The organism is Aeribacillus sp. FSL K6-1121 (genome assembly GCF_038003725.1).
GTDB classification, from domain to species: domain Bacteria; phylum Bacillota; class Bacilli; order Bacillales; family Aeribacillaceae; genus Aeribacillus; species Aeribacillus composti.
This window is the reverse complement of sequence record NZ_JBBOPS010000001.1, coordinates 374,956-394,776: the sequence shown is the minus strand read 5'-3', so window position 1 is coordinate 394,776 and position 19,821 is coordinate 374,956. Positions and strand designations below refer to the sequence as shown.

Sequence of the window (19,821 nt, the reverse complement as noted above, 5' to 3'; positions counted from 1 at the left end):
TTAAATGTAAAACATGTAAGCGTCCTGCTCATTATCTCCTGTATGGCTTGCTAAATCATCAAGTGTCGTGTTGTCAAGAACGTCCTTCACCGCATCGCGGATTTTTAACCATAGATGCCTTTGAGCAGGCGGTTCATCTTCAATTCCTTCAACAGGGGTGATCGGTCCTTCCAACACACGGATAACGTCACCAGCCGTTATTTTGGACGGATCGTTCGCTAAAATATATCCGCCATAAGCTCCGCGAATGCTTTTGACAAGTCCGGCATTGCGGAGAGGAGCAATTAATTGTTCCAAATAATGCTCTGATAAATCATGAGATTGTGCAATACTTTTCAAAGATGTCGGTCCTTCTCCGTACTTTCGCGCCAATTCAATCATAATCGTTAAACCATAGCGTCCTTTCGTTGAAATTCTCACGTTTCTACACTCCTATTTTTTAGTTTTTTTCAAGATTTTCACCATCTTGGTTCTACTTTAAACTTTAGACATTATAGCATATTATTTTATTAGTGGGTAAATGAGATGATATGATTTTTATTTGGGAGCGATAAAATGGAACCTTTAGCGTATAGAATGCGTCCAACCAAAATAGAAGATATTATTGGACAAGAACATTTAGTTGGAAAAGGAAAGATTATTGAACGAATGGTGCGAGCTAAATATTTAAGCTCGATGATTTTATACGGACCTCCTGGAATCGGAAAAACATCTATTGCAACAGCAATAGCAGGCAGCACTAACACGCCTTTTCGAAAGCTGAATGCGGTTGTCCACAATAAAAAAGATATGGAAATTGTTGTAGAAGAAGCAAAAATGCCAGGGCAAATCATTCTCATTTTAGATGAAGTGCACAGACTTGATAAAGGGAAACAAGATTTTTTGCTTCCATATTTAGAAAACGGCATGATTATTTTAATCGGTGCAACGACAAGCAATCCGTATCATGCCATTAACCCGGCGATTCGGAGCCGCTGTCAAATTTTCGAATTGCACCCTCTTTCTCCAGATGACATTATGATTGCCCTGAAAAGAGCTCTTACAGACCCAAGAGGACTGAGCGACTTTCCTGTTCAAATCAGCGACGAAGCTCTAAGACATTTTGCCGAAAGCTCCGGCGGAGATGTGCGTGCGGCGTTAAATGGATTAGAACTCGCCGTTTTATCAACAAAGGAAGATGAGAATGGGAACATTTGCATTACGGTTGAAATTGCTGAAGAGTGCATGCAAAAAAAGAGCTTTTCCCACGATAAAGACGGAGATCATCATTACGATGTTTTATCTGCTTTTCAAAAGTCTATTCGCGGGTCCGATGTAAACGCAGCGCTTCACTATTTGGCCAGATTAATTGAGGCAGGGGATCTTTCTTCGATTGCAAGGCGTTTAACGGTCATCGCCTATGAAGATATTGGTCTTGCAAATCCGCAAGCGGGACCTAGAACTCTTTCGGCTATAGAAGCAGCTGAGCGCATCGGTTTTCCCGAAGCACGCATCCCTTTGGCCAATGCGGTGATTGAACTATGTTTATCCCCTAAATCAAACTCTGCTTATAAAGCGATTGATGCAGCTTTAGCCGACATTCGCTCAGGAGTGACAGGCGAGGTCCCTTCCCACTTGCGGGATGCTCATTATAAAGGAGCAAAGCAGCTTGGCAGAGGCGTGAACTATTTATATCCGCACGATTATGAATCAGGCTGGGTAAACCAGCAATATTTGCCTGACCCCATCAAGCATAAAAAATATTACAAGCCAAAAAGAACGGGCAAATTCGAGCAGGCTTTAGCGCAAATATATGAAAATATCGAGAAAAAGAAAAAAGAAAAGGACGAATAGGAAGCTTCGGTCATGTCCGTGTCATCTTGAAAATATAAATAGGATTGTCCAAAATGTCAAAACCCCATGGAAAACGTAAATAAAAGGGGGCGTCAATAAGCCGAAAAACGGCTTATTTGACACCCCATTTTTTAATCGTCGTCGCCGACACGATAAATTTTTATATCCTTCAGCAATTCATTAATCACATGACCAGCCATAATCAATCCGGCTACGGATGGCACAAAGGCATTTGATGACGGGGGCATTTTTGCTTTGCGGATCGTTGATTCGTTATTGCCGACTTCTTTTCTGACATCTTCTCTAATAACAACAGGGCGTTCATCAGAAAATACGACTTGAATTCCCTTTCGGATCCCTTCTTTTCGCAGTTTCGTTCGAATCACTTTGGCAATCGGATCTGTATGTGTTTTTGAAATATCTGCTACTCGGAAACGGGTTGGATCCGTTTTGTTGGCTGCCCCCATGCTTGAAATAATAGGAATATTCCGTTTCAGGCATTCCTTCATTAAATGAATTTTATAGCTGATCGTATCGCTGGCGTCAATCACATAGTCAGGGTTTAGCTTAAAAAAGTCTTCATACGTCTCTTCCGTGTAAAACATTTTTAATGCAATTACTTCACAATCCGGATTAATGTCAGCAATTCTTGCTTTCATTAAATCCACTTTCGGTTTTCCAACTGTCGACAAAAGCGCATGGATTTGCCGGTTAATATTCGTAATATCGACATCATCTTTATCGATCAAAATCAATCGCCCGATGCCTGATCGTGCAAGAGCTTCGACGGCAAAAGATCCAACTCCGCCAACCCCTAAAACGGCTACGGAGCTGTTTTTCAATTTATGTAAACCTTCTTTTCCAATCGCTAGTTCATTTCGGGAAAACTGATGAAGCAAAAAAAATCACTCCAATTTGTCAAAATTCAGTGTACAAACTAAAAAAGTCCCAATTGTGCCGTCGCCGTTTCCTTCGTTTTGAACCCGCTCTCAGCAGGTGGGTGCCCTGTTCTAAAGCTTTGTAAGTCCTCGTGCCATATGCATATGAGGCATTTACTCACTTTAGAAACTCCGGGCTCCCATTTAAATCGTTGTTCGGTCAAAACTAGGTGTACGACGCACACATCAGGACTTAAATTTTGAATAAAGAATATCATAATTAGCATGAGATTTCAAGATAAAAAACAAATAATGGAAATTATTACCTTGAGCTATGTTTCACTTCAAGATGCAGTTCATCCAATTGCTCTTTGCTTACTTGGCTTGGTGCCTCCGTTAACAAACAGCTCGCACTTGCTGTTTTCGGAAAGGCAATCGTATCCCGTAAATTTGTTCTTCCTGCCAAAAGCATTACAATCCGATCCAATCCTAGTGCAATTCCACCATGCGGCGGCGTACCGTATTCGAAGGCTTCCAGCAAAAATCCGAACTGTTCTCTTGCTTGTTCCTCTGTAAAACCAAGAAGTTTGAACATCTTTTCTTGAACGTCTTTTTCAAAAATCCGAATCGACCCTCCGCCAAGTTCATATCCATTTAACACTAAGTCATATGCTTGAGCCCGCATTTTGAGAGGGTCTTTCTCAAAGTACTCCAAGTCCTCACGAAACGGCATAGTAAACGGATGATGCAATGCATAATAGCGGCCGTCTTCTTCATTATATTCAACGAGCGGCCAATCCGTAATCCATAAAAATTCAAGTTTATCTTCTTCGATCAGCCCTAAATCTTTTCCTAGTTTTAATCTGAGAGCCCCCAACGAATCAGCAACAACATTCGGCTTGTCGGCAACAAACAGAAGCAAGTCTCCATTCTGTCCTTCAGCTGCTTGCAAAATACTATTTTGTTCATTTTCTGATAAAAATTTTGCAATTGGGCCTTTTACTTCATTTTCTTCTACTTTAAGCCAAGCCAAACCTTTCGCTCCATAATTGTGAACATACTCTTGGAGAGCATCTAGATCTTTGCGTGAAAATTCGTCTTTTTTTCCTTTTACATTGATTAGCTTTACTTGCCCTCCACCTGCAACTGCTTGACTGAAAACTTTGAAAGCGGAGTTTTTCACAATTTCAGATACATCAACAAGCTCCAGGCCGAATCGAACGTCCGGCTTGTCCGACCCAAAGCGCGCCATCGCCTCATCATATGGCATGCGTTGGAATGGAAGAGTAAGCTCGATTCCTTTCACTTCTTTTAACACATGAGCCATCATCTTTTCGGTTAGATTCATAATATCTTCTTGGCTCATAAAAGAAGTTTCTATATCTATTTGGGTAAATTCCGGCTGTCTGTCTGCGCGCAAATCCTCATCGCGGAAGCATCTTGCAATTTGATAATATTTATCAAATCCTGAAACCATTAGAAGCTGTTTGAATATTTGCGGCGATTGCGGGAGCGCATAAAATTCCCCCTCATGGACGCGAGAAGGGACAAGATAGTCCCGTGCTCCTTCCGGTGTGCTTTTTGTTAAAATGGGGGTTTCCACATCAATAAATCCATTTTCATCCAAAAAGTTGCGAATCGCTCTCGTAATTTGATGCCGCATTTTTAACGTTTCAAACATGACTGGACGGCGCAAATCTAAATAACGGTATTTTAAACGAACCTCTTCGGAAATGTCCGCTTTTTGATCCGCAAGTGAAAAAGGAGGAGTTTTGGCGCTGTTTAAAATGGTTACCGATTGAACAACCACTTCCACTTTTCCTGTTCGAATGTTCGGATTAATCGTCTCTTCCGATCTTTTCACCACTTCGCCTTCAATGTCCAATACATACTCGCTGCGGATTTTTTCAGCTATTTCTAACGCTTCCTTTGAAACTTCAGGATTAAAAACAATTTGGACAACTCCTGTCCGGTCGCGCAAGTCGATAAAAATAAGTCCTCCTAAATCGCGGCGTCTTTGCACCCATCCTTTTAAAACGACCTTTTCGCCGATTGCTTTTTCGGAAATTTCTCCACAATAATACGAACGTCCAAACATCCTACATACTCTCCTTTACTTTCTCTCTTTTATATACTCTGCAAGTCGTTCAAATGCCACCGCATCTTGTTCGCCTGTTGCCATGTTTTTTACGTTCGCCACGCCTTTTTCTAATTCCTCATCACCTATGATGATGACAAATTTGGCTTGAAGCCTGTCCGCTTGCTTCAGTTGTGCTTTCATTTTCTTATTTTCATAATCTTTGTCTGCAGAAATGCCGGCTTTCCGCATTTCCTGCAATAGAGATACCGACCGTTCCTTCGCCCGATCTCCCAGTGCCACAATATAACAATCTAGACCTTTTTCAATCGGAAGAGCGATGTTTTCAGCATCAATTGCTGCTAACAGGCGTTCAATGCTTAAAGCAAAGCCGATCCCCGGCGTGCTTGGCCCTCCGGCTTCTTCGACCAAGCCGTTATATCTTCCGCCGCCGCATAAAGTCGTAATCGCCCCAAACCCTTCCGCATTGCTCATGATTTCAAATGCTGTATGGTTATAATAATCCAATCCGCGGACGAGATTTGGATCGATTTCATACTCAATGCCAAGCTCCGTTAAATATTTTAACACTTGATCAAAATATTGCTTTGATTCATCGTTTAAAAAGTCAATGATGGAAGGGGCGCTTTTCATCAATTCATGCTCGCGGTCTTGTTTACAATCAAGTATTCTTAACGGATTTTGCTCAAGCCGCTTTTGGCAATCAGAGCAAAATTCTCCAATTCTCGGCTTAAAATGGTTGACTAAAGCAGCACGATGTGCAGCTCTGCTCTCTTGATCTCCCAAACTGTTAATGGCAAGCTTCAATTTTTTTAAGCCGAGCGATTGATAAAACGCCATCGCCAAAGAAATAACTTCAGCATCCAGCGCAGGGTCGTCCGAGCCGAGAGCCTCCACACCGAATTGAACAAATTGCCGAAAACGCCCTGATTGCGGTCTTTCATACCGAAACATCGGACCGATGTAAAAAAGCTTTACAGGCTGGTTCGGATCGGCGTACATTTTCTTTTCAACAAAAGCGCGGACGACTGCTGCAGTTCCTTCCGGTCTTAATGTTAAACTTCTTCCTTTCCTGTCGGAAAAAGTGTACATTTCTTTTTGGACAATATCGGTTGATTCGCCTACACCCCTTTGAAATAATTCCGTATGTTCAAAAATGGGGGTTCGAATTTCTTGAAAGCGATAAAGACGGCATATTTCCCTAGCTTTTTTCTCAACATATTGCCATCTTGAAGCCTCCGACGGCAAAATATCCTGTGTACCTCGCGGGATTTGAAAAGCCATTGTCGATTCTCCTCCACTTATAAAATAAATTCCATAAAAAAACCCGTCCCCTGACGATTCCCGTAGGGACGGGAGAGTCTCCCGTGGTGCCACCCTAATTGAAGCAATGCTTCCACTTAAAAGTTAACGCCTATTTACGTTTCCTCCTACTTTTACACCTTTCAGAGGAAAACCTCCGGAGTGTTCTTCACTAAGCGATCATGGGGAAAGGCTTTCAGCCTAAGGCCTTTCCTCTCTGTCCATGTGCATCCCAGCTACTTGTCTCCGTCATCGGTTGTTTATGTACGTTATTTTTAAATCTAGAATTTTATATTATCATACGAACAATACTGTGTCATGTCAAGAACGGCTGAGCCGATCACGGAGCTTTTTCGCCTCCTCTTGATTTAAACCATGCTCAAACGAAACCTCTATTAAAATATCCTGCATCGTACGATCACTGAAAGAAATACCAAACTGGTCATGAAAAATTGATGCGGAGAAAGAATGTTTTTCACTGGACCGCATATTTTTCCCCTTTCTTTTTCATCAGAATTTGCGTCTTAGTCTTCCCGTAAAAAAATGAAAAAATACTCAATGTAAAAAAGGAAATGCCGAAATAAAAATAGAAATAGTTTTTTGCATGAATGTGAAAGGAGCATGGCCATTGCGAAAAAAATGCTTTTTAATCGTTCTGTTGCTTTCACTGCTTTTTACTTCTACCGCTCCAGTTTTTCATTCAGCCCAAGCGGATACGCAATATGCAGTCATTAAGCAAGATAAAGTAAATGTCCGGACAGGTCCCGGTTTAAGCTATCCCGTAATGAAAAGCGTTCGGTACGGTGAAAAATACCCGATTGTCGCAAGGAAAGGAGATTGGGTGAAAATTCAATTAAAACAGGGCTCTTCCGGGTGGGTAGCCGATTGGCTTCTTTCAGTAGAAACCGAGCTTCAAAAAAAGGATTATGTCGTTTCTACGACTACCGGGTTAAGAATCCGTTCTGGCCCCGGGACAAACTATAAAGTTGTTGGACAGTTTCCTAAAGGGGAAAAAGCGCATGTGTTGATGAAACAGGGGAAATGGGTGAAAATTTCCTATAATGGCCGGCAAGGATGGGTCTCTTCGGCATATGTAGCTCCAGCAGCCAGCAAAACCCCTTCGAATCAGAAGCATAGCCTCGGTACGGTTACAGCCACTATATTAAATGTTCGTTCAAAACCAAATGCACAATCATCAATTACCGGCAAGCTGACAAAAAACATGAAAGTTGAAATCATTTCGGAACAAGGCAATTGGTATAACATTCGCTACAACAATGTGACGGGGTGGGTGTCGAAGCAATATATTACCAAAGCAGCAGCACTTCCCCGCAAAAAGGAAGGATTACAGCCAGTTCGTTAAATGTTAGAAGCGGCCCGTCTTTACACTCAAAAATTGTCGGTACCATTAAAAAAGGAACAGAGGTAGAAATCATAGGTGCAAACGGAGATTGGTATCAAATTAGATATGCGAAAAACAAAACAGGCTGGGCATCCAAAAGATATATCGAAGCTGGCTCAAAGAAAACAAACGGCGCTCAATCAGTTGTCCTTTTATACGACGGAACAAATTTGCGCAGTGCACCTTCCACTTCTGCAAAAATTGTTCAAAGAGGAAACAAAGGGCAGACTTTTCCAATTGTAGGGATTTATAATAATTGGTATAAAATTCAGCTCCGAAACGGTCAAACAGCTTATGTAGCAAGCTGGGTCGTCACAACAACAAGCGAAAACAATTCCAATAAAGGGACAAGCATACCGTCAAACGGTAAAAAAGTCATTATCGATCCGGGCCACGGAGGCTATGACAGCGGGACGATCGGTGTCAGAGGGACGCTGGAAAAACATTTAACCTTAAAAACAGCTAAACTTGTGTACAACAAATTAAAAAGAGCAGGTGTAAATGCAGTTTTAACTAGAAGCGACGATACATATATCAGCCTGCAATCCCGTGTAGGAATTTCTGTAAAAAACAACGCAAACGCCTTTGTGAGCATCCATTATAATAGCTCAATCATTCCAAGCGCAAATGGAATCACAACTTTTTATTACAATTCTACAAAGGATAAAGCATTAGCAAATGTAATTCACAAAGAGATGGTGAGGCATGTCAATTTAAGAAACCGCGGTGTTCAATTGGGAAATTATTTTGTGCTGCGTGAAAATAAACGTCCTGCTGCTTTGCTTGAACTAGGTTTTTTGAGCAATCCTATGGAAGAGTGGACAGTCAGCACAAACGCTTACCAAGAGAAAATCTCACAAGCGATTTATAAAGCGGTCGTCAAATATGTAAACTCATAAAAAAATCGTGAGCAGCTCGCTCACGATTTTTTATTTGCTTTCGATAATCAATGTTACTGGGCCAACATTTGTAAATTCAACAGCCATCATCGCTCCGAAAGAACCCGTTTCAACACGTACGCCTTTTTCTCTCAGTTTGTCGTTGAAAGATTCATATAGTTTTTCAGCAATATCCGGTTTGGCTGCTTGCATAAAATTTGGCCTTCTTCCTTTCCGGCAATCGCCGTACAGCGTAAATTGGGAGACGGATAAAACTTCGCCCCCAACATCTAAAAGAGATAAATTCATTTTCCCTTCTTCATCATCAAATATGCGCAAATTGGCTACTTTATCCGCTAAAAACTCTGCATCCTTTTCCGTATCCTCGTGTGTAACACCGACTAGCACCATTAAACCGAACTCAATCGAACCAACAACTTGTCCATCTACTTTGACATTTGCATTCCTTGCTCGTTGTACTACAACTTTCATCATGTATTTCCTTTCTTAATTCATAATTCTCCGCACTGAATATACATCCGGTATTTGCTTGATCCGATCCACAACTTTTTGAAGATGGCTGACATTTTGAATCGAAATTCCTAAATGGATGTTCGCTACTTTGTTACGGTCCGTTCTTCCCGAAATTGTCGTAATGTTTGTCTTCGTCTCTGTTACAGACTGGAGCACTTCATTTAATAAGCCGCGCCGGTCAAAACCTAAAATCTCAATTTCCACATTGTATTCCTTCCGGCCGTCCAGCTGATTTTCCCATTCCACTTCAATTAACCTGTCTTTTGCATCCTCTTTATTGACATTTGGACAATCAGACCGGTGAACAGATACCCCTCTTCCTTTTGTAATAAATCCGACAATATCATCGCCAGGGACTGGGTTGCAGCAGCGGGAAAGCCTGATTAACAAATTATCAATACCCTTTACAGACACTCCTGCATCACGGCGCTTCGGCCGCCTTGCACCTTGTTGAACCACCTTTTCCATCAATTTTTCCTGCTCTTCTATATCCCGCTGTTTGCGAATTTTTTCGACTAGGCGGTTTGCAACCTGTAAAGCAGTAATGCCGTTGAAGCCAACCGCCGCATACATATCGTCCTCATTTGAAAAATTAAATTTTTCCGCGACACGTTTTATATTTTCCTGAGTAAGGACTTCTTTCACATCAAAATCCATCGCTTTAATTTCTTTTTCAATTAATTCTTTTCCTTTTTCAACATTCTCCTCTCGGCGCTGCTTTTTGAAAAATTGGCGAATTTTATTTTTCGCTTGAGAGGTCTGCGTCAATTTAAGCCAATCTTGGCTCGGACCGTAAGAATGCTTCGACGTCAATATTTCCACTATATCTCCGGTTTTTAATTTATAATCAAGAGGCACTATTTTTCCGTTTACTTTTGCTCCGATCGTCTTATTGCCTATTTCAGAATGAATTCTGTAGGCGAAATCAATCGGAATCGACCCGGCGGGAAGCTCAATGACATCTCCTTTTGGAGTAAATACAAACACCATGTCAGAGAACAGATCAACTTTCAATGCCTCCATAAATTCTTCGGCGTTGGAAGAATCGTTTTGAAACTCCAATATTTCTCTAAACCAGCTCAGTTTTTTATCAAAAGATGTAATGCTTTTTCCTTCTTTATAAGCCCAATGGGCGGCAATCCCGTATTCAGCGATCGCATGCATTTCGTATGTGCGAATTTGAACCTCAAGGGGATCCCCCTTCGGACCGATGACAGTCGTGTGAATGGATTGATACATGTTTGTTTTCGGCATTGCAATATAATCTTTAAATCTGCCAGGCATCGGCTTCCAGCATGTGTGAATGATGCCAAGCACTGCGTAGCAGTCTTTTATGCTGTTCACAATAATTCGCACAGCCAGCAAATCATATATTTCGTTAAATTGTTTATTTTGGAGAACCATTTTTCGATAAATGGAATAAATATGCTTCGGCCGGCCGTACAGCTCTGCCTTTATCTTTACTTCTTCAATTCGCTTCTTTAAATCTTCAATTACCTCTTCAACATACTTTTCCCGTTCTGCACGTTTCTTTTTCATCAAATTGACAATTCGGTAGTATTGCTGCGGATTTAAATACCGCAAGGCTGTATCTTCAAGTTCCCATTTGATTTTTGAGATTCCGAGGCGATGGGCGAGAGGAGCAAATATTTCCAACGTTTCATTGGCGATTCTTCGCTGCTTTTCCTGCGGCAAATGTTTTAACGTACGCATATTGTGAAGACGGTCTGCCAGTTTAATTAAAATGACCCGAATGTCCTTCGCCATAGCGACAAACATTTTCCGGTGATTCTCCGCCTGCTGCTCTTCTTTTGATTTATATTTAATTTTTCCCAGCTTTGTTACTCCATCCACAAGCATAGCGACTTCATCGTTAAATTCTTGTCGAAGCTCGTCTAATGTCACATCCGTATCTTCCACAACATCATGTAAAAAGCCGCCTGCAATCGTTGTAGGATCCAGCTCCAAATCTACTAGAATCCCGGCAACCTGCACCGGATGCATAATATATGGTTCGCCTGATTTGCGATATTGCCCATGATGGGCGTTTTTTGCAAACTCGTATGCTTTTTTTATAAACTCTATATCGTCAGGCGGAAGATACTTCTCCGCTTTTTCGAAGATCTGTTCAGCTGTCAACATTTGTTCGTTTGCCATGGGATCACCTTTAATTGTATATACGTTATTGTTTTTATTATTAAATAAAATTAACAAACATGTAAAGAGAAGAATACGATCCTTTTGAAAAGGGGGAAAAAAAAAATAGAGCTGCTGCAGCTATTTTGCGAGTGGATGGAAAATATTACAACTTCTAAAGTTTTTCATTTTATTGTTTTAAAAAAAAGCACCCATTAAGAGTGCTTCATTTATAGATTTGCGCCGATTAATATTTAATCAATGCTAATATATCATAGCCTTCAAGCCTTTTTCTGCCCTCAAGATAAGACAATTCAATTAAAAAGGCAATGCCGGCAACCTCTCCGCCAAGCTGTTCCACTAATTTAATGGTAGCTTCAATCGTCCCTCCAGTCGCCAGCAAATCATCGGTTATTAACACTCGCTGGCCAGGCTTAATCGCATCTTTATGAATGGTTAATGCATCTTTTCCGTACTCAAGCCCGTATTCCACCTTGATCGTTTCGCGCGGAAGCTTGCCTTCTTTTCGAACAGGTGCAAAACCAACTCCGAGAGAGTAAGCAACTGGACAGCCGATGATAAACCCTCTTGCTTCTGGACCGACAACAATATCAATCTTCTTTTCACGCGCATATTGAACAATTTGGTCTGTTGCATATTTAAATGCTTCCCCGTTGTCCATTAATGTTGTGATATCTTTAAAAGAAATGCCCGGTTTTGGAAAATCTTCAACAATTGTCACGTATTTTTTTAAATCCATCACTCGTCCTCCTCGGTTGTTTACCATTCATGAACTTGTAAAAATTTATCGGCATCTCGTTTCAAGACTGCCTTTTCAAACCATTCCTTCAGTTCTTGATAAGAAGAATAGAGAAGCTGCTGTTCCAGTTTCATTTGATCCAGCTTCTGCTGATATGTTCCGGATTCTGATAAATCCCGTTTTTTCACCTTTTTGTTTAATGTAATCACACCATTGTTTATTGTAACAAATTCAAGTTCAAAAAACACCTTTGTCATAAAAAAGATCGTTTCTTTTGTCCAGCCACGGTATTTGGCTAAATCTTCCCCATATTTTTTGTAATCGAAAGAATTTTTTTTCGTTAAGAATGCGTAATACCATTTAAAATGCTCTCTTGTCGGCATTGTTTGAAAAAAGTGGTCTGCATGCTGATAAAAAATAGCATAAATTCTTTCAGGCATTCCTTGCTCAAATGCTGAAACAAGAAATTCGATTGCCGGGGGCATATCGAGAAATACAACATACTTATTGGAAACATCTATATTTTTGTAATCCTTTATTTCTGATATTATATGAATTTCATGAATGTACGGTTGATCTTTATATAATTTTATAGATTCTTCATGAAAGGCGATCAGCAATCGTTTTTCAGCAGGAAGTTTAGAGAGCAAAGCCTCCGTTCCTCTTGAACCTCGCCAATCAAAAAGCTGCCACGCTGGCACGGCAAGGTCTTGAAGCAATAGCTGCGGCTTTTTTACATAATTCCATTCGTTGATCGCAAGCTCACCGACAATAGAAACGTTTGCGAAAGGAGATATTTCTTCTGCCAATTCTCCCTGTCCAAAGCCGACGACATCTAATTCAAATTCCTTCTCCTCAATCTTCATTTTCAAATGATTTCCGTTTACCCCAATTTTTCTAACATCTGCCGCATTGACATTTTCTAGTAAAAAGAGCGGCTTCGGATTATCGACTCCGAAAGGGGCAAGCTTCTCCAGCTCTTCGACTGCTTTTATTGTGACATGCTCCAATGAACAGGCACATTCAATGTTTTTTACAGGAATAAAATCTTCATCTGAAAGCTGACTATTTGCAAGATCGATCATTTTTTGGCGCAGCTCGTCAATATGCTCTGCTTTCAGCGTCATGCCAGCAGCCATCGTATGGCCTCCAAAATGAGGGAGAAGCTCCCTGCATTCCGATAAGTTTTTAAATAGATCAAACCCTTGAATGCTTCGCGCAGACCCTTTGGCAAGACCTGTCTCACGATCAATGCTCAACACGATGGCAGGACGGTAAAATTTTTCGACCAATCTGGAAGCAACGATTCCGATCACTCCAGAATTCCAGTTTTCTTTTGCAACGACTAAAACAGGATTGTCTTCGATTGGAAAATTTTTTTCAATTTCCTTAATCGCTTCGTCCGTTATCTCTTGTACAAGCTTCTGCCTTTGTTTATTTAATTGATCGATTTCCTTAGCAAGCATATCAGCTTTTTCTTCATCATCTGTCAACAACAATTCAACGGCAGGATCGGCTTCTTTCAGCCTCCCTGCCGCATTGATTCTCGGTCCTAAAACAAATCCTATCGTTTCCTCATTTACGGAAGATTTGTCCACTCCAGCAATGGAAAGAAGCGAATTTATGCCAGGTCTTGTCGTCGTTTTTAATTTTTCAATCCCTTTTTTCGCAAGAAGCCGATTTTCTCCGTATAGAGGTACTAAATCAGCAATTGTTCCAATGGCTGCGATCTCTATCAGAGATTCTGGAACCTTGCCATAAAGGGCATGGGCCATTTTAAAAGCAACGCCTACACCTGCCAGCTCCTTAAAAGGATATGTTGAATTTGGCAATTTCGGATGAATGATCGCATACGCATCAGGCAAAACAGGCCCCGGTTCATGATGGTCTGTGATAATGAGGTCGATTCCAAGCCTTTTGGCTAAATCCGCTTCATTGATTGCCGCGATGCCGGTATCAACTGTTATAATCAGCCTGCATCCTTTTTCATGAATCATTCGGAAAGCATGTTCGTTTGGCCCGTATCCTTCTGAAAATCGATTCGGTATGTAAAAATCGACGTTTGCCCCCAATTCCTTTAATGCCGTCAACAGGACGGCAGTGCTGGAAACGCCGTCCGCATCATAATCACCGTATACGACAATCTTTTCACCAGCGCGGATTGCTGCAAAAATACGCTCACATGCCCGCTCCATCCCATCCAACAAAAAAGGATCATGAAATGAAGGTTCCTTTATATGTAAAAACTCTTTTGCTTCTTCAACATTTTGAATGCCGCGATTCACAAGTAATCGAGCAGTCAAATATGTAATATTCAAAGAGTCGATTAATGCTCGAACAGCCTCTTCGTTGGACTCATCCCTATATAAACGATTCCAACGAAATTTAGATCTCAGCATGATTTCACCCCTCAACTTCTCCTATTATACAGAACGAAATGAAATGTTTTCAAACACTATTTTTAAGGTTATGTTTCTTCATAAGAAAGAGAGGGGCTGTCCGATGAGTTCCTAAAATGAAGGAGTTTGGAGAAATACATTGTGAAGGACAAAAATAATCGAATAAAATTTGTAAATGTCCTTCATAGAAGCAATGAAGTCCAACTGGAATAAATTGTATGCACTGAATGTCCGTCATAAAACTTTTGGAGAACGTAATGAAGAAAGAGAGCATAAGAAAAGGGGGATGTCTAATAAGTCGTTTTTACGGCTTATTGACGCCCCCATGAATGTTTTAGAAACGTTGATATATCGGTGTTTATGATTTTTTGTTTTCAATGGCGATTTGACTTTCAAAGACAGCCCCTAAACACAAGATAGGAAAAATAGTCTGTCCGATAAATCCCTAAAATGAAGGAGCCCCAAAAAGTCAGTTAACCCTGACTTTTTGGACAGCCCCTTCGAACTTTTACAGCGGCTGTTCACTAGTTTTCTTTTACAGAACGTTTTTCAATTTGCTTCCATTTCCAAACGAGCCAAAGCTGGCTGGCGATAAACAAAGAGGAATAAACGCCTGCGATCAATCCAACCAACAAAGCAATCGAGAAATTTAAAATGGACGAGCTTCCGAATAAAATGAGAGCGACAACAGCAAAGATCACGGTTAAAACGGTGTTAATCGATCTTGTAAAGGTTTGCCGCAAGCTTTTGTTGACAATTTCCGCAAGCTGCTCAAATGTTTTTATTTTTTTCGCTTTTCCCATGTTTTCTTTTATACGGTCAAACGTAACAATCGTATCGTTGATCGAGTAACCAATAATCGTCAACACGGCCGCGATAAATGTAATGTCTACTTCAAGACGGGTAATGCTGAAAAAGGAAACGATAAAAAAGGCATCGTGCAATAGGGCAAGCACAGCTGCAAGCGCCATATAAAATTCAAAGCGGATGGATACATATATGATAATCCCAATGGAAGCAATTGCAACACCGATGAGAGCATTTCGCGCCAGCTCTTTTCCGACTGTTGGCGAAACCGTGCTTATATTTGGCTCTATCCCATACAGCTCTGTGAAATGTTCTTTTACATTTGAAATCGTTTCTTTATCAAATGCGCCTACAAATCGTACAACTGCTGTGCTTTTATCATTACCAGATAATACAATTTCATCCGGCTTAAGCCCGATTGATTTGAATTCTTTTTCGATTGTATCAGCCGATAGCGGCTCATTTGTCGCTAGCTCGACCCGCGTTCCGCTCGTAAAATCGATGCTTAGATTCAATTTAGCAACAAAGAGGATGATAATGCCTGCGACAATTAATACACTTGATAAAACGAAAAACTTTTTCCGATGTTTAACAAAATCAATATGATCAAAGCGAGTTGGGACATCGGTATCTTTATTCGTTTTCGTAATATCCAAAATATCGCTTTTCCTCACGCCAAACCAATGCGGCTTTTTGTCAAATGCCCGGCTCTCCACGAGCAATCCGAGCAGCAATCTGCTTAAATAAATCGCCGTAAGGAAGGATATAATAATGCTGACAATGAGCATTGTCGCAAATCCTTTTACAGAGCTTGTTCCAAAAATAAACAAAACAACAGCTGCGAGTATTGTCGTAATATTGGCATCAAAAATGGTTAAAAGCGATCTTTTGTTTCCTGCTTTAAAAGCAGATCGGACACTTTTTCCAAGCTTTAATTCATCCTTAATTCGTTCGTCTGTAATAATGTTCGCGTCAACTGCCATCCCAACCCCTAAAATAAGGGCGGCGATCCCCGGCAATGTAAGCACCGCATGCATCCAATTGTACACAACTAAAATGAGGTATATGTATGAAACAAGCGTGATAGATGCGATCAATCCCGGCAAGCGATAGTAAAAGATCATGAACAGCATAATGAGGCCTACGCCGACGTAACCCGCATAAATGGTTGATTGCATCGCTTGTTCCCCATATTTTGCCCCGACAGAAGTTGAATAAATTTCGTGCAGCTTCACTGGCAATGCACCAGCATTCAGCAAACTTGCTAATTGCTGCGCTTCTTCTACCGTAAATTGTCCTTCAATCGTGACCGTAGTCGTATCAAACACTTCATTTACGTACGGATCGGACAAAAATTTCGGATTCGCTTTTGCTGCTTCTTTTTTATACGAGTCGCCTTCTTCCCAATCAAGCCATATGATCAGCTTATTTTCAGGCGCCATTTTTACTATTTTCTCTGTCACTTCTTTAAATTTTTTCGCATCCTTTAGCTCAACGACAACGTTCGGTTTACCGTTTTGGTCAAATGATTGCTTGGCACCGCCTTGCACTAAGTCTGAACCGTTTAGTAATTCTTTGTCATTGACATCACGAAAGGTCAGCTCTGCCTGCGTCGACAAAATTTTCCGAGCTTCAGTCTGATCCGTCACGCCTGCAAGCTGAACGCGAATTCGGTCATTCCCTTCTATTTGGATATTTGGTTCGCTCACTCCAAGAGCATTCGCCCTTTTGTCCAGCGCTTCAACTGCACTTAAAAGGGCTTGACGGTCAATTTTATCTCCTTTATTTACCGGCTTCACTTCATATAAAACTTCAAAGCCGCCTTTTAAATCAAGACCAAGCGTAATGCCTTCTACGATTGGTTTTGTCGTTGCGCCAGTCAAACCTAAAAGGGCGAAAACAATGATAAAAAATGATATAATTCGGCCTTTTTTTGCCATGTTGATCCTCCTCAAGCTTATGTGCGAAACATCGCCTTATCATCTTTAGGTTAATTCTTTTAATATTTCTTGTCCTTCTTTACTATCTAACCATTTTGCATCTTTCATAAACTCAATGGTCGTATAATTCATGAAATCGGACACTTTCACTGACATAATCCCTTCTACTAACCGATGTACTCTGACACCCTCAATTTTTTTCCATTTTTTTCTTTTCAAAAAAGCCCACAATTCATCCTCTGTCATTTTATCGTATCCATACAGCCGGAATTCTTCGAGCTTGCTTTTCAAAAACGGCCTTAAATACTTGCGATAGGCATCTACCGAATAGTTCTCCACTTTTATGCTCCTTTCTTAAAAGGTTGTCATGCCTGTACTTCGAGTCTGCATATAGTAATTGTATATGATATCAAGTTTTTTGAGAAGGCAGGGAGAAAAATGCCGAAGCAAACCTTTTTAAAAGGAATGCTCATTTTAATGACGGCAGGCCTCATCACAAGAATTCTCGGTTTTATTAATCGAATTGTCATAGCCAGAATGATTGGAGAAGAAGGGGTTGGCCTCTACATGATGGCGATGCCTACGTTTGGCCTTGTCGCAGCAGCTACACAGCTCGGTTTGCCGGTTGCCATCTCCAAGCTGGTCGCGGAAGCGGATGCAATAGGAGACAGCAAAAAGGTAAAAAAAATACTGGTTGTATCTTTAACAATTACGTGCAGTTTAAGCATTATCATCGCACCGCTTGTGTTGTTTTCCGCCTCATATATTTCTGAAACATTGCTTACAGACCCAAGAACATTCTTTCCTTTGATTTCCATCACTCCTGTAATTCCTATTATTGCTGTATCCTCTGTTTTGAGAGGCTACTTTCAAGGAAAACAAAACATGACGCCTGCGGCATTCTCCCAGGTGCTTGAGCAAGCGGTCAGAATCGCCTTTATCGCCGTTTGTACAAAAGCTATGCTGCCTTACGGAATCGAATATGCAGCCGCTGGCGCCTTTGTTGCGGCAGCAATTGGAGAACTTGCTTCCTTACTTTACTTACTAATAGCGTTCCGTTTCAAAAAGCAAATTCGAGTGAGAAAATCGTTTTTCCGTTCGTTAAAAAAGGGAAAAGAAACATTCAGTCAGCTCATGAAAATTGCCCTGCCGACAACCGGCAGCCGATTTATCGGCAACATTTCATGGTTTCTCGAACCGATCGTTGTTTCACACAGTTTACTGATCGCCGGAGTTCATTCATCTTTAGCTACAAAACAATATGGGGAATTGACGGGGTATGCGCTTCCTTTATTAATGCTTCCCTCTTTCATCACTTTTTCGCTGTCAACATCATTAGTGCCCGCATTAAGCGAAGCGATTGCCCAAAAAAGGATTCGATTAGCAGAATATCGGCTGAGGCAAGCTTTAAGGCTCTCGCTTGTTACAGGCGGACTAGCAGTTGTTATTTTATACGTGTACGCTGAACCGATCATGATCTTTATGTATGGAAATGCTCAATCTGCCATCTATGTGAAAGTTATGGCTCCTTTTTTCATCTTTTATTATTTCCAAGGTCCACTGCAAGCAGCATTGCAAGCATTAAATTTAGCAAAAGCAGCGATGACCAACAGTTTAATTGGTTCCATTTTAAAAACAGCGCTCATTTTTGTTTTCGCAACTAGGCCGCAGCTCGGCATTATCGGCGCAGCTCTTGCCATTATAAGCGGGTTTATGATCGTTACTCTTCTTCATTATGCAACGGTGCTGAAAGTGTTTAAGTTCACAATTTATTTAAGAGACTATGTTCTATCTTTTGCAGCCATATTCTTAACAGGTTGGATCTCCTATCATATTTACGATATCTTATTGGAACAACTGCATTTGCTGCCAAAGTTAATGTATGCATGCATGATCACAACAGTTATTTACAGTCTGTTTCTCATCATCTTTCGACTAGTCGAAAAGGAAGAAGTAAAGCGAATTCCCCTAATCGGTCCGTATATAGCAATCTTTATTCCGATGCAGAAAAATCGTTAAAATCTATCCGTTTCATTCCTTTCACCCTGATCTGGCAATTTTAATTCTAAATCTTTTTTTTATGAATATGCTTGTATAAAAGTGATTACCCTTGTACGGGTGAACATGGGAGGAGATGAATGGATGATTGAAGCAAAGCGGTGGGGGAAAGCTGTATTTTACGGTGTTTTTACCATTTTGATCATTGCTTTGATTTCCAGTTTTCTTTTATCTATTTTATTACGATTTACTAGTTTAACAGAAGATTCGCTCTTTTGGGTCATCACATCTATAAGTTTTTTAGCCGTTTTTATCGGAGGTTTTATAGCTGGCGGAAAAGGTAAAGAAAAAGGGTGGCTTTTAGGCGGTGCGACAGCGGTTGCTTACACGGGAATTGTGTTGTTGTTTCAATTTTTAGGTTACGGAAAAACGCTTTCGCTAGAATCGCTATTATATCACGGTGGATTTTTAATCACTTCAATAGTTGGAGGAATGCTGGGAGTCAATATTTCGTCGCCAAAACGGCAGGCTTAAAAAGAAAAAGGCTGACATTTAAGTCAGCCCTGTTTTTTGTAGAACTATGATTGTTCTACGACTTCTCTCACAGCATTTCGGTCAAAAGTTAAGCGGGAGCCGTCTCCCGTACGGATGACGATTTTATCTTCATCCAATGAATCAACCGTCCCATGCAAACCGCCAATCGTTACGATTTTATCACCCTTCTTCAAGTTTGCCTGCATGTCACGGATTTGCTTTTGCCTTTTTTGCTGAGGTCTGATCAACAAAAAGTAAAAAATAGCAATCATCAGCACAAAAGGCAGCACTGTTGCTACAAAATTCTCCGACATTTCTTCAC

General features: G+C 40.8%; 17 protein-coding genes, 1 other RNA gene and 1 other annotated feature. Of the genes, 5 read left to right on the top strand and 13 right to left on the bottom strand.

Features of this window, described 5'->3' with window-relative positions; all coding sequences use genetic code 11:
* Complete coding sequence (gene cymR / locus NSQ61_RS01945) at positions 1 to 420, bottom strand: cysteine metabolism transcriptional regulator CymR (RefSeq protein WP_063387987.1); 420 nt, start codon at positions 418 to 420, stop codon at positions 1 to 3.
* Between the two features lie 135 nt (positions 421 to 555).
* On the opposite strand from cymR, the gene NSQ61_RS01940 reads away from it, so the two are divergent.
* The gene (locus tag NSQ61_RS01940) at positions 556 to 1,833 is read left to right on the top strand and encodes a replication-associated recombination protein A (RefSeq protein WP_340805773.1); all 1,278 of its coding nucleotides are present in this window, start codon (positions 556 to 558) and stop codon (positions 1,831 to 1,833) included.
* A gap of 131 nt (positions 1,834 to 1,964) precedes the next feature.
* On the opposite strand, the gene NSQ61_RS01935 is transcribed toward NSQ61_RS01940, so the two are convergent.
* The 5 genes from NSQ61_RS01935 to NSQ61_RS01915 form a co-directional block, all read right to left on the bottom strand.
* Complete coding sequence (locus NSQ61_RS01935; protein WP_063387985.1) at positions 1,965 to 2,732, bottom strand: tRNA threonylcarbamoyladenosine dehydratase; 768 nt, start codon at positions 2,730 to 2,732, stop codon at positions 1,965 to 1,967.
* A 42-nt stretch (positions 2,733 to 2,774) separates the two neighbouring features.
* Positions 2,775 to 2,967, bottom strand: a non-coding RNA gene (ssrS, locus tag NSQ61_RS01930) — 6S RNA.
* Positions 2,968 to 3,033: 66 nt separating this feature from the next.
* Positions 3,034 to 4,809, bottom strand: coding sequence for an aspartate--tRNA ligase (aspS, locus tag NSQ61_RS01925; protein ID WP_066250519.1), 1,776 nt, complete (start codon positions 4,807 to 4,809; stop codon positions 3,034 to 3,036).
* 15 nt (positions 4,810 to 4,824) lie between these two features.
* A complete protein-coding gene (gene hisS / locus NSQ61_RS01920; protein WP_063387983.1) occupies positions 4,825 to 6,093 on the bottom strand; it encodes a histidine--tRNA ligase in 1,269 nt (422 codons plus the stop codon).
* A 61-nt stretch (positions 6,094 to 6,154) separates the two neighbouring features.
* Positions 6,155 to 6,373 (bottom strand) — a binding site (T-box leader).
* A 59-nt stretch (positions 6,374 to 6,432) separates the two neighbouring features.
* Complete coding sequence (locus NSQ61_RS01915) at positions 6,433 to 6,600, bottom strand: hypothetical protein (RefSeq protein WP_158640147.1); 168 nt, start codon at positions 6,598 to 6,600, stop codon at positions 6,433 to 6,435.
* A gap of 139 nt (positions 6,601 to 6,739) precedes the next feature.
* Here NSQ61_RS01915 and NSQ61_RS01910 point away from each other — a divergent pair, with 139 nt between their 5' ends.
* A complete protein-coding gene (locus NSQ61_RS01910; protein WP_340805772.1) occupies positions 6,740 to 7,474 on the top strand; it encodes an SH3 domain-containing protein in 735 nt (244 codons plus the stop codon).
* Entirely contained in the window at positions 7,399 to 8,412 is a 1,014-nt protein-coding gene (locus tag NSQ61_RS01905; RefSeq protein ID WP_340805771.1) for an N-acetylmuramoyl-L-alanine amidase, read from the top strand. The genes NSQ61_RS01910 and NSQ61_RS01905 overlap by 76 nt, the downstream gene beginning before the upstream one ends.
* Positions 8,413 to 8,442: 30 nt before the next feature.
* Here NSQ61_RS01905 and dtd read toward each other — a convergent pair whose 3' ends face one another.
* The 6 genes from dtd to NSQ61_RS01875 form a co-directional block, all read right to left on the bottom strand.
* Positions 8,443 to 8,883, bottom strand: coding sequence for a D-aminoacyl-tRNA deacylase (gene dtd, locus NSQ61_RS01900; RefSeq protein ID WP_066250512.1), 441 nt, complete (start codon positions 8,881 to 8,883; stop codon positions 8,443 to 8,445).
* A gap of 15 nt (positions 8,884 to 8,898) precedes the next feature.
* Entirely contained in the window at positions 8,899 to 11,082 is a 2,184-nt protein-coding gene (locus NSQ61_RS01895) for a RelA/SpoT family protein (RefSeq protein WP_063387980.1), read from the bottom strand.
* Positions 11,083 to 11,308: 226 nt separating this feature from the next.
* The gene (locus tag NSQ61_RS01890) at positions 11,309 to 11,821 is read right to left on the bottom strand and encodes an adenine phosphoribosyltransferase (protein WP_063387979.1); all 513 of its coding nucleotides are present in this window, start codon (positions 11,819 to 11,821) and stop codon (positions 11,309 to 11,311) included.
* Positions 11,822 to 11,841: 20 nt separating this feature from the next.
* A complete protein-coding gene (recJ, locus tag NSQ61_RS01885; RefSeq protein ID WP_094246271.1) occupies positions 11,842 to 14,220 on the bottom strand; it encodes a single-stranded-DNA-specific exonuclease RecJ in 2,379 nt (792 codons plus the stop codon).
* Positions 14,221 to 14,744: 524 nt separating this feature from the next.
* Positions 14,745 to 16,967 carry a protein translocase subunit SecDF gene (secDF, locus tag NSQ61_RS01880; protein ID WP_066249528.1) on the bottom strand — a complete coding sequence of 741 codons (2,223 nt, stop codon included), beginning with the start codon at positions 16,965 to 16,967 and terminating at the stop codon, positions 14,745 to 14,747.
* Between the two features lie 45 nt (positions 16,968 to 17,012).
* The gene (locus NSQ61_RS01875; protein ID WP_066249531.1) at positions 17,013 to 17,306 is read right to left on the bottom strand and encodes a post-transcriptional regulator; all 294 of its coding nucleotides are present in this window, start codon (positions 17,304 to 17,306) and stop codon (positions 17,013 to 17,015) included.
* Between the two features lie 99 nt (positions 17,307 to 17,405).
* Here NSQ61_RS01875 and spoVB point away from each other — a divergent pair, with 99 nt between their 5' ends.
* Positions 17,406 to 18,986, top strand: a complete 1,581-nt coding sequence (spoVB, locus tag NSQ61_RS01870) for a stage V sporulation protein B (RefSeq protein ID WP_340734015.1) — start codon at positions 17,406 to 17,408, stop codon at positions 18,984 to 18,986.
* 123 nt (positions 18,987 to 19,109) lie between these two features.
* On the top strand, positions 19,110 to 19,499 hold the full coding sequence (locus NSQ61_RS01865) for a TIGR04086 family membrane protein (protein ID WP_066249537.1): 390 nt from the start codon (positions 19,110 to 19,112) through the stop codon (positions 19,497 to 19,499).
* Positions 19,500 to 19,543: 44 nt separating this feature from the next.
* On the opposite strand, the gene yajC is transcribed toward NSQ61_RS01865, so the two are convergent.
* On the bottom strand, positions 19,544 to 19,813 hold the full coding sequence (yajC, locus tag NSQ61_RS01860) for a preprotein translocase subunit YajC (protein WP_063387973.1): 270 nt from the start codon (positions 19,811 to 19,813) through the stop codon (positions 19,544 to 19,546).
* Positions 19,814 to 19,821 lie beyond the last annotated feature (8 nt).

Coding starts and splice junctions, on each gene's coding strand:
- NSQ61_RS01915 (WP_158640147.1), bottom strand. CDS start 6,600: ATGCGGTCCAGTGAAAAACATTCTTTCTCCGCATCAATTTTTCATGAC.
- NSQ61_RS01895 (WP_063387980.1), bottom strand. CDS start 11,082: ATGGCAAACGAACAAATGTTGACAGCTGAACAGATCTTCGAAAAAGCG.
- hisS (WP_063387983.1), bottom strand. CDS start 6,093: ATGGCTTTTCAAATCCCGCGAGGTACACAGGATATTTTGCCGTCGGAG.
- secDF (WP_066249528.1), bottom strand. CDS start 16,967: ATGGCAAAAAAAGGCCGAATTATATCATTTTTTATCATTGTTTTCGCC.
- NSQ61_RS01890 (WP_063387979.1), bottom strand. CDS start 11,821: ATGGATTTAAAAAAATACGTGACAATTGTTGAAGATTTTCCAAAACCG.
- NSQ61_RS01940 (WP_340805773.1), top strand. CDS start 556: ATGGAACCTTTAGCGTATAGAATGCGTCCAACCAAAATAGAAGATATT.
- spoVB (WP_340734015.1), top strand. CDS start 17,406: ATGCCGAAGCAAACCTTTTTAAAAGGAATGCTCATTTTAATGACGGCA.
- aspS (WP_066250519.1), bottom strand. CDS start 4,809: ATGTTTGGACGTTCGTATTATTGTGGAGAAATTTCCGAAAAAGCAATC.
- recJ (WP_094246271.1), bottom strand. CDS start 14,220: ATGCTGAGATCTAAATTTCGTTGGAATCGTTTATATAGGGATGAGTCC.
- NSQ61_RS01865 (WP_066249537.1), top strand. CDS start 19,110: ATGATTGAAGCAAAGCGGTGGGGGAAAGCTGTATTTTACGGTGTTTTT.
- dtd (WP_066250512.1), bottom strand. CDS start 8,883: ATGAAAGTTGTAGTACAACGAGCAAGGAATGCAAATGTCAAAGTAGAT.
- yajC (WP_063387973.1), bottom strand. CDS start 19,813: ATGTCGGAGAATTTTGTAGCAACAGTGCTGCCTTTTGTGCTGATGATT.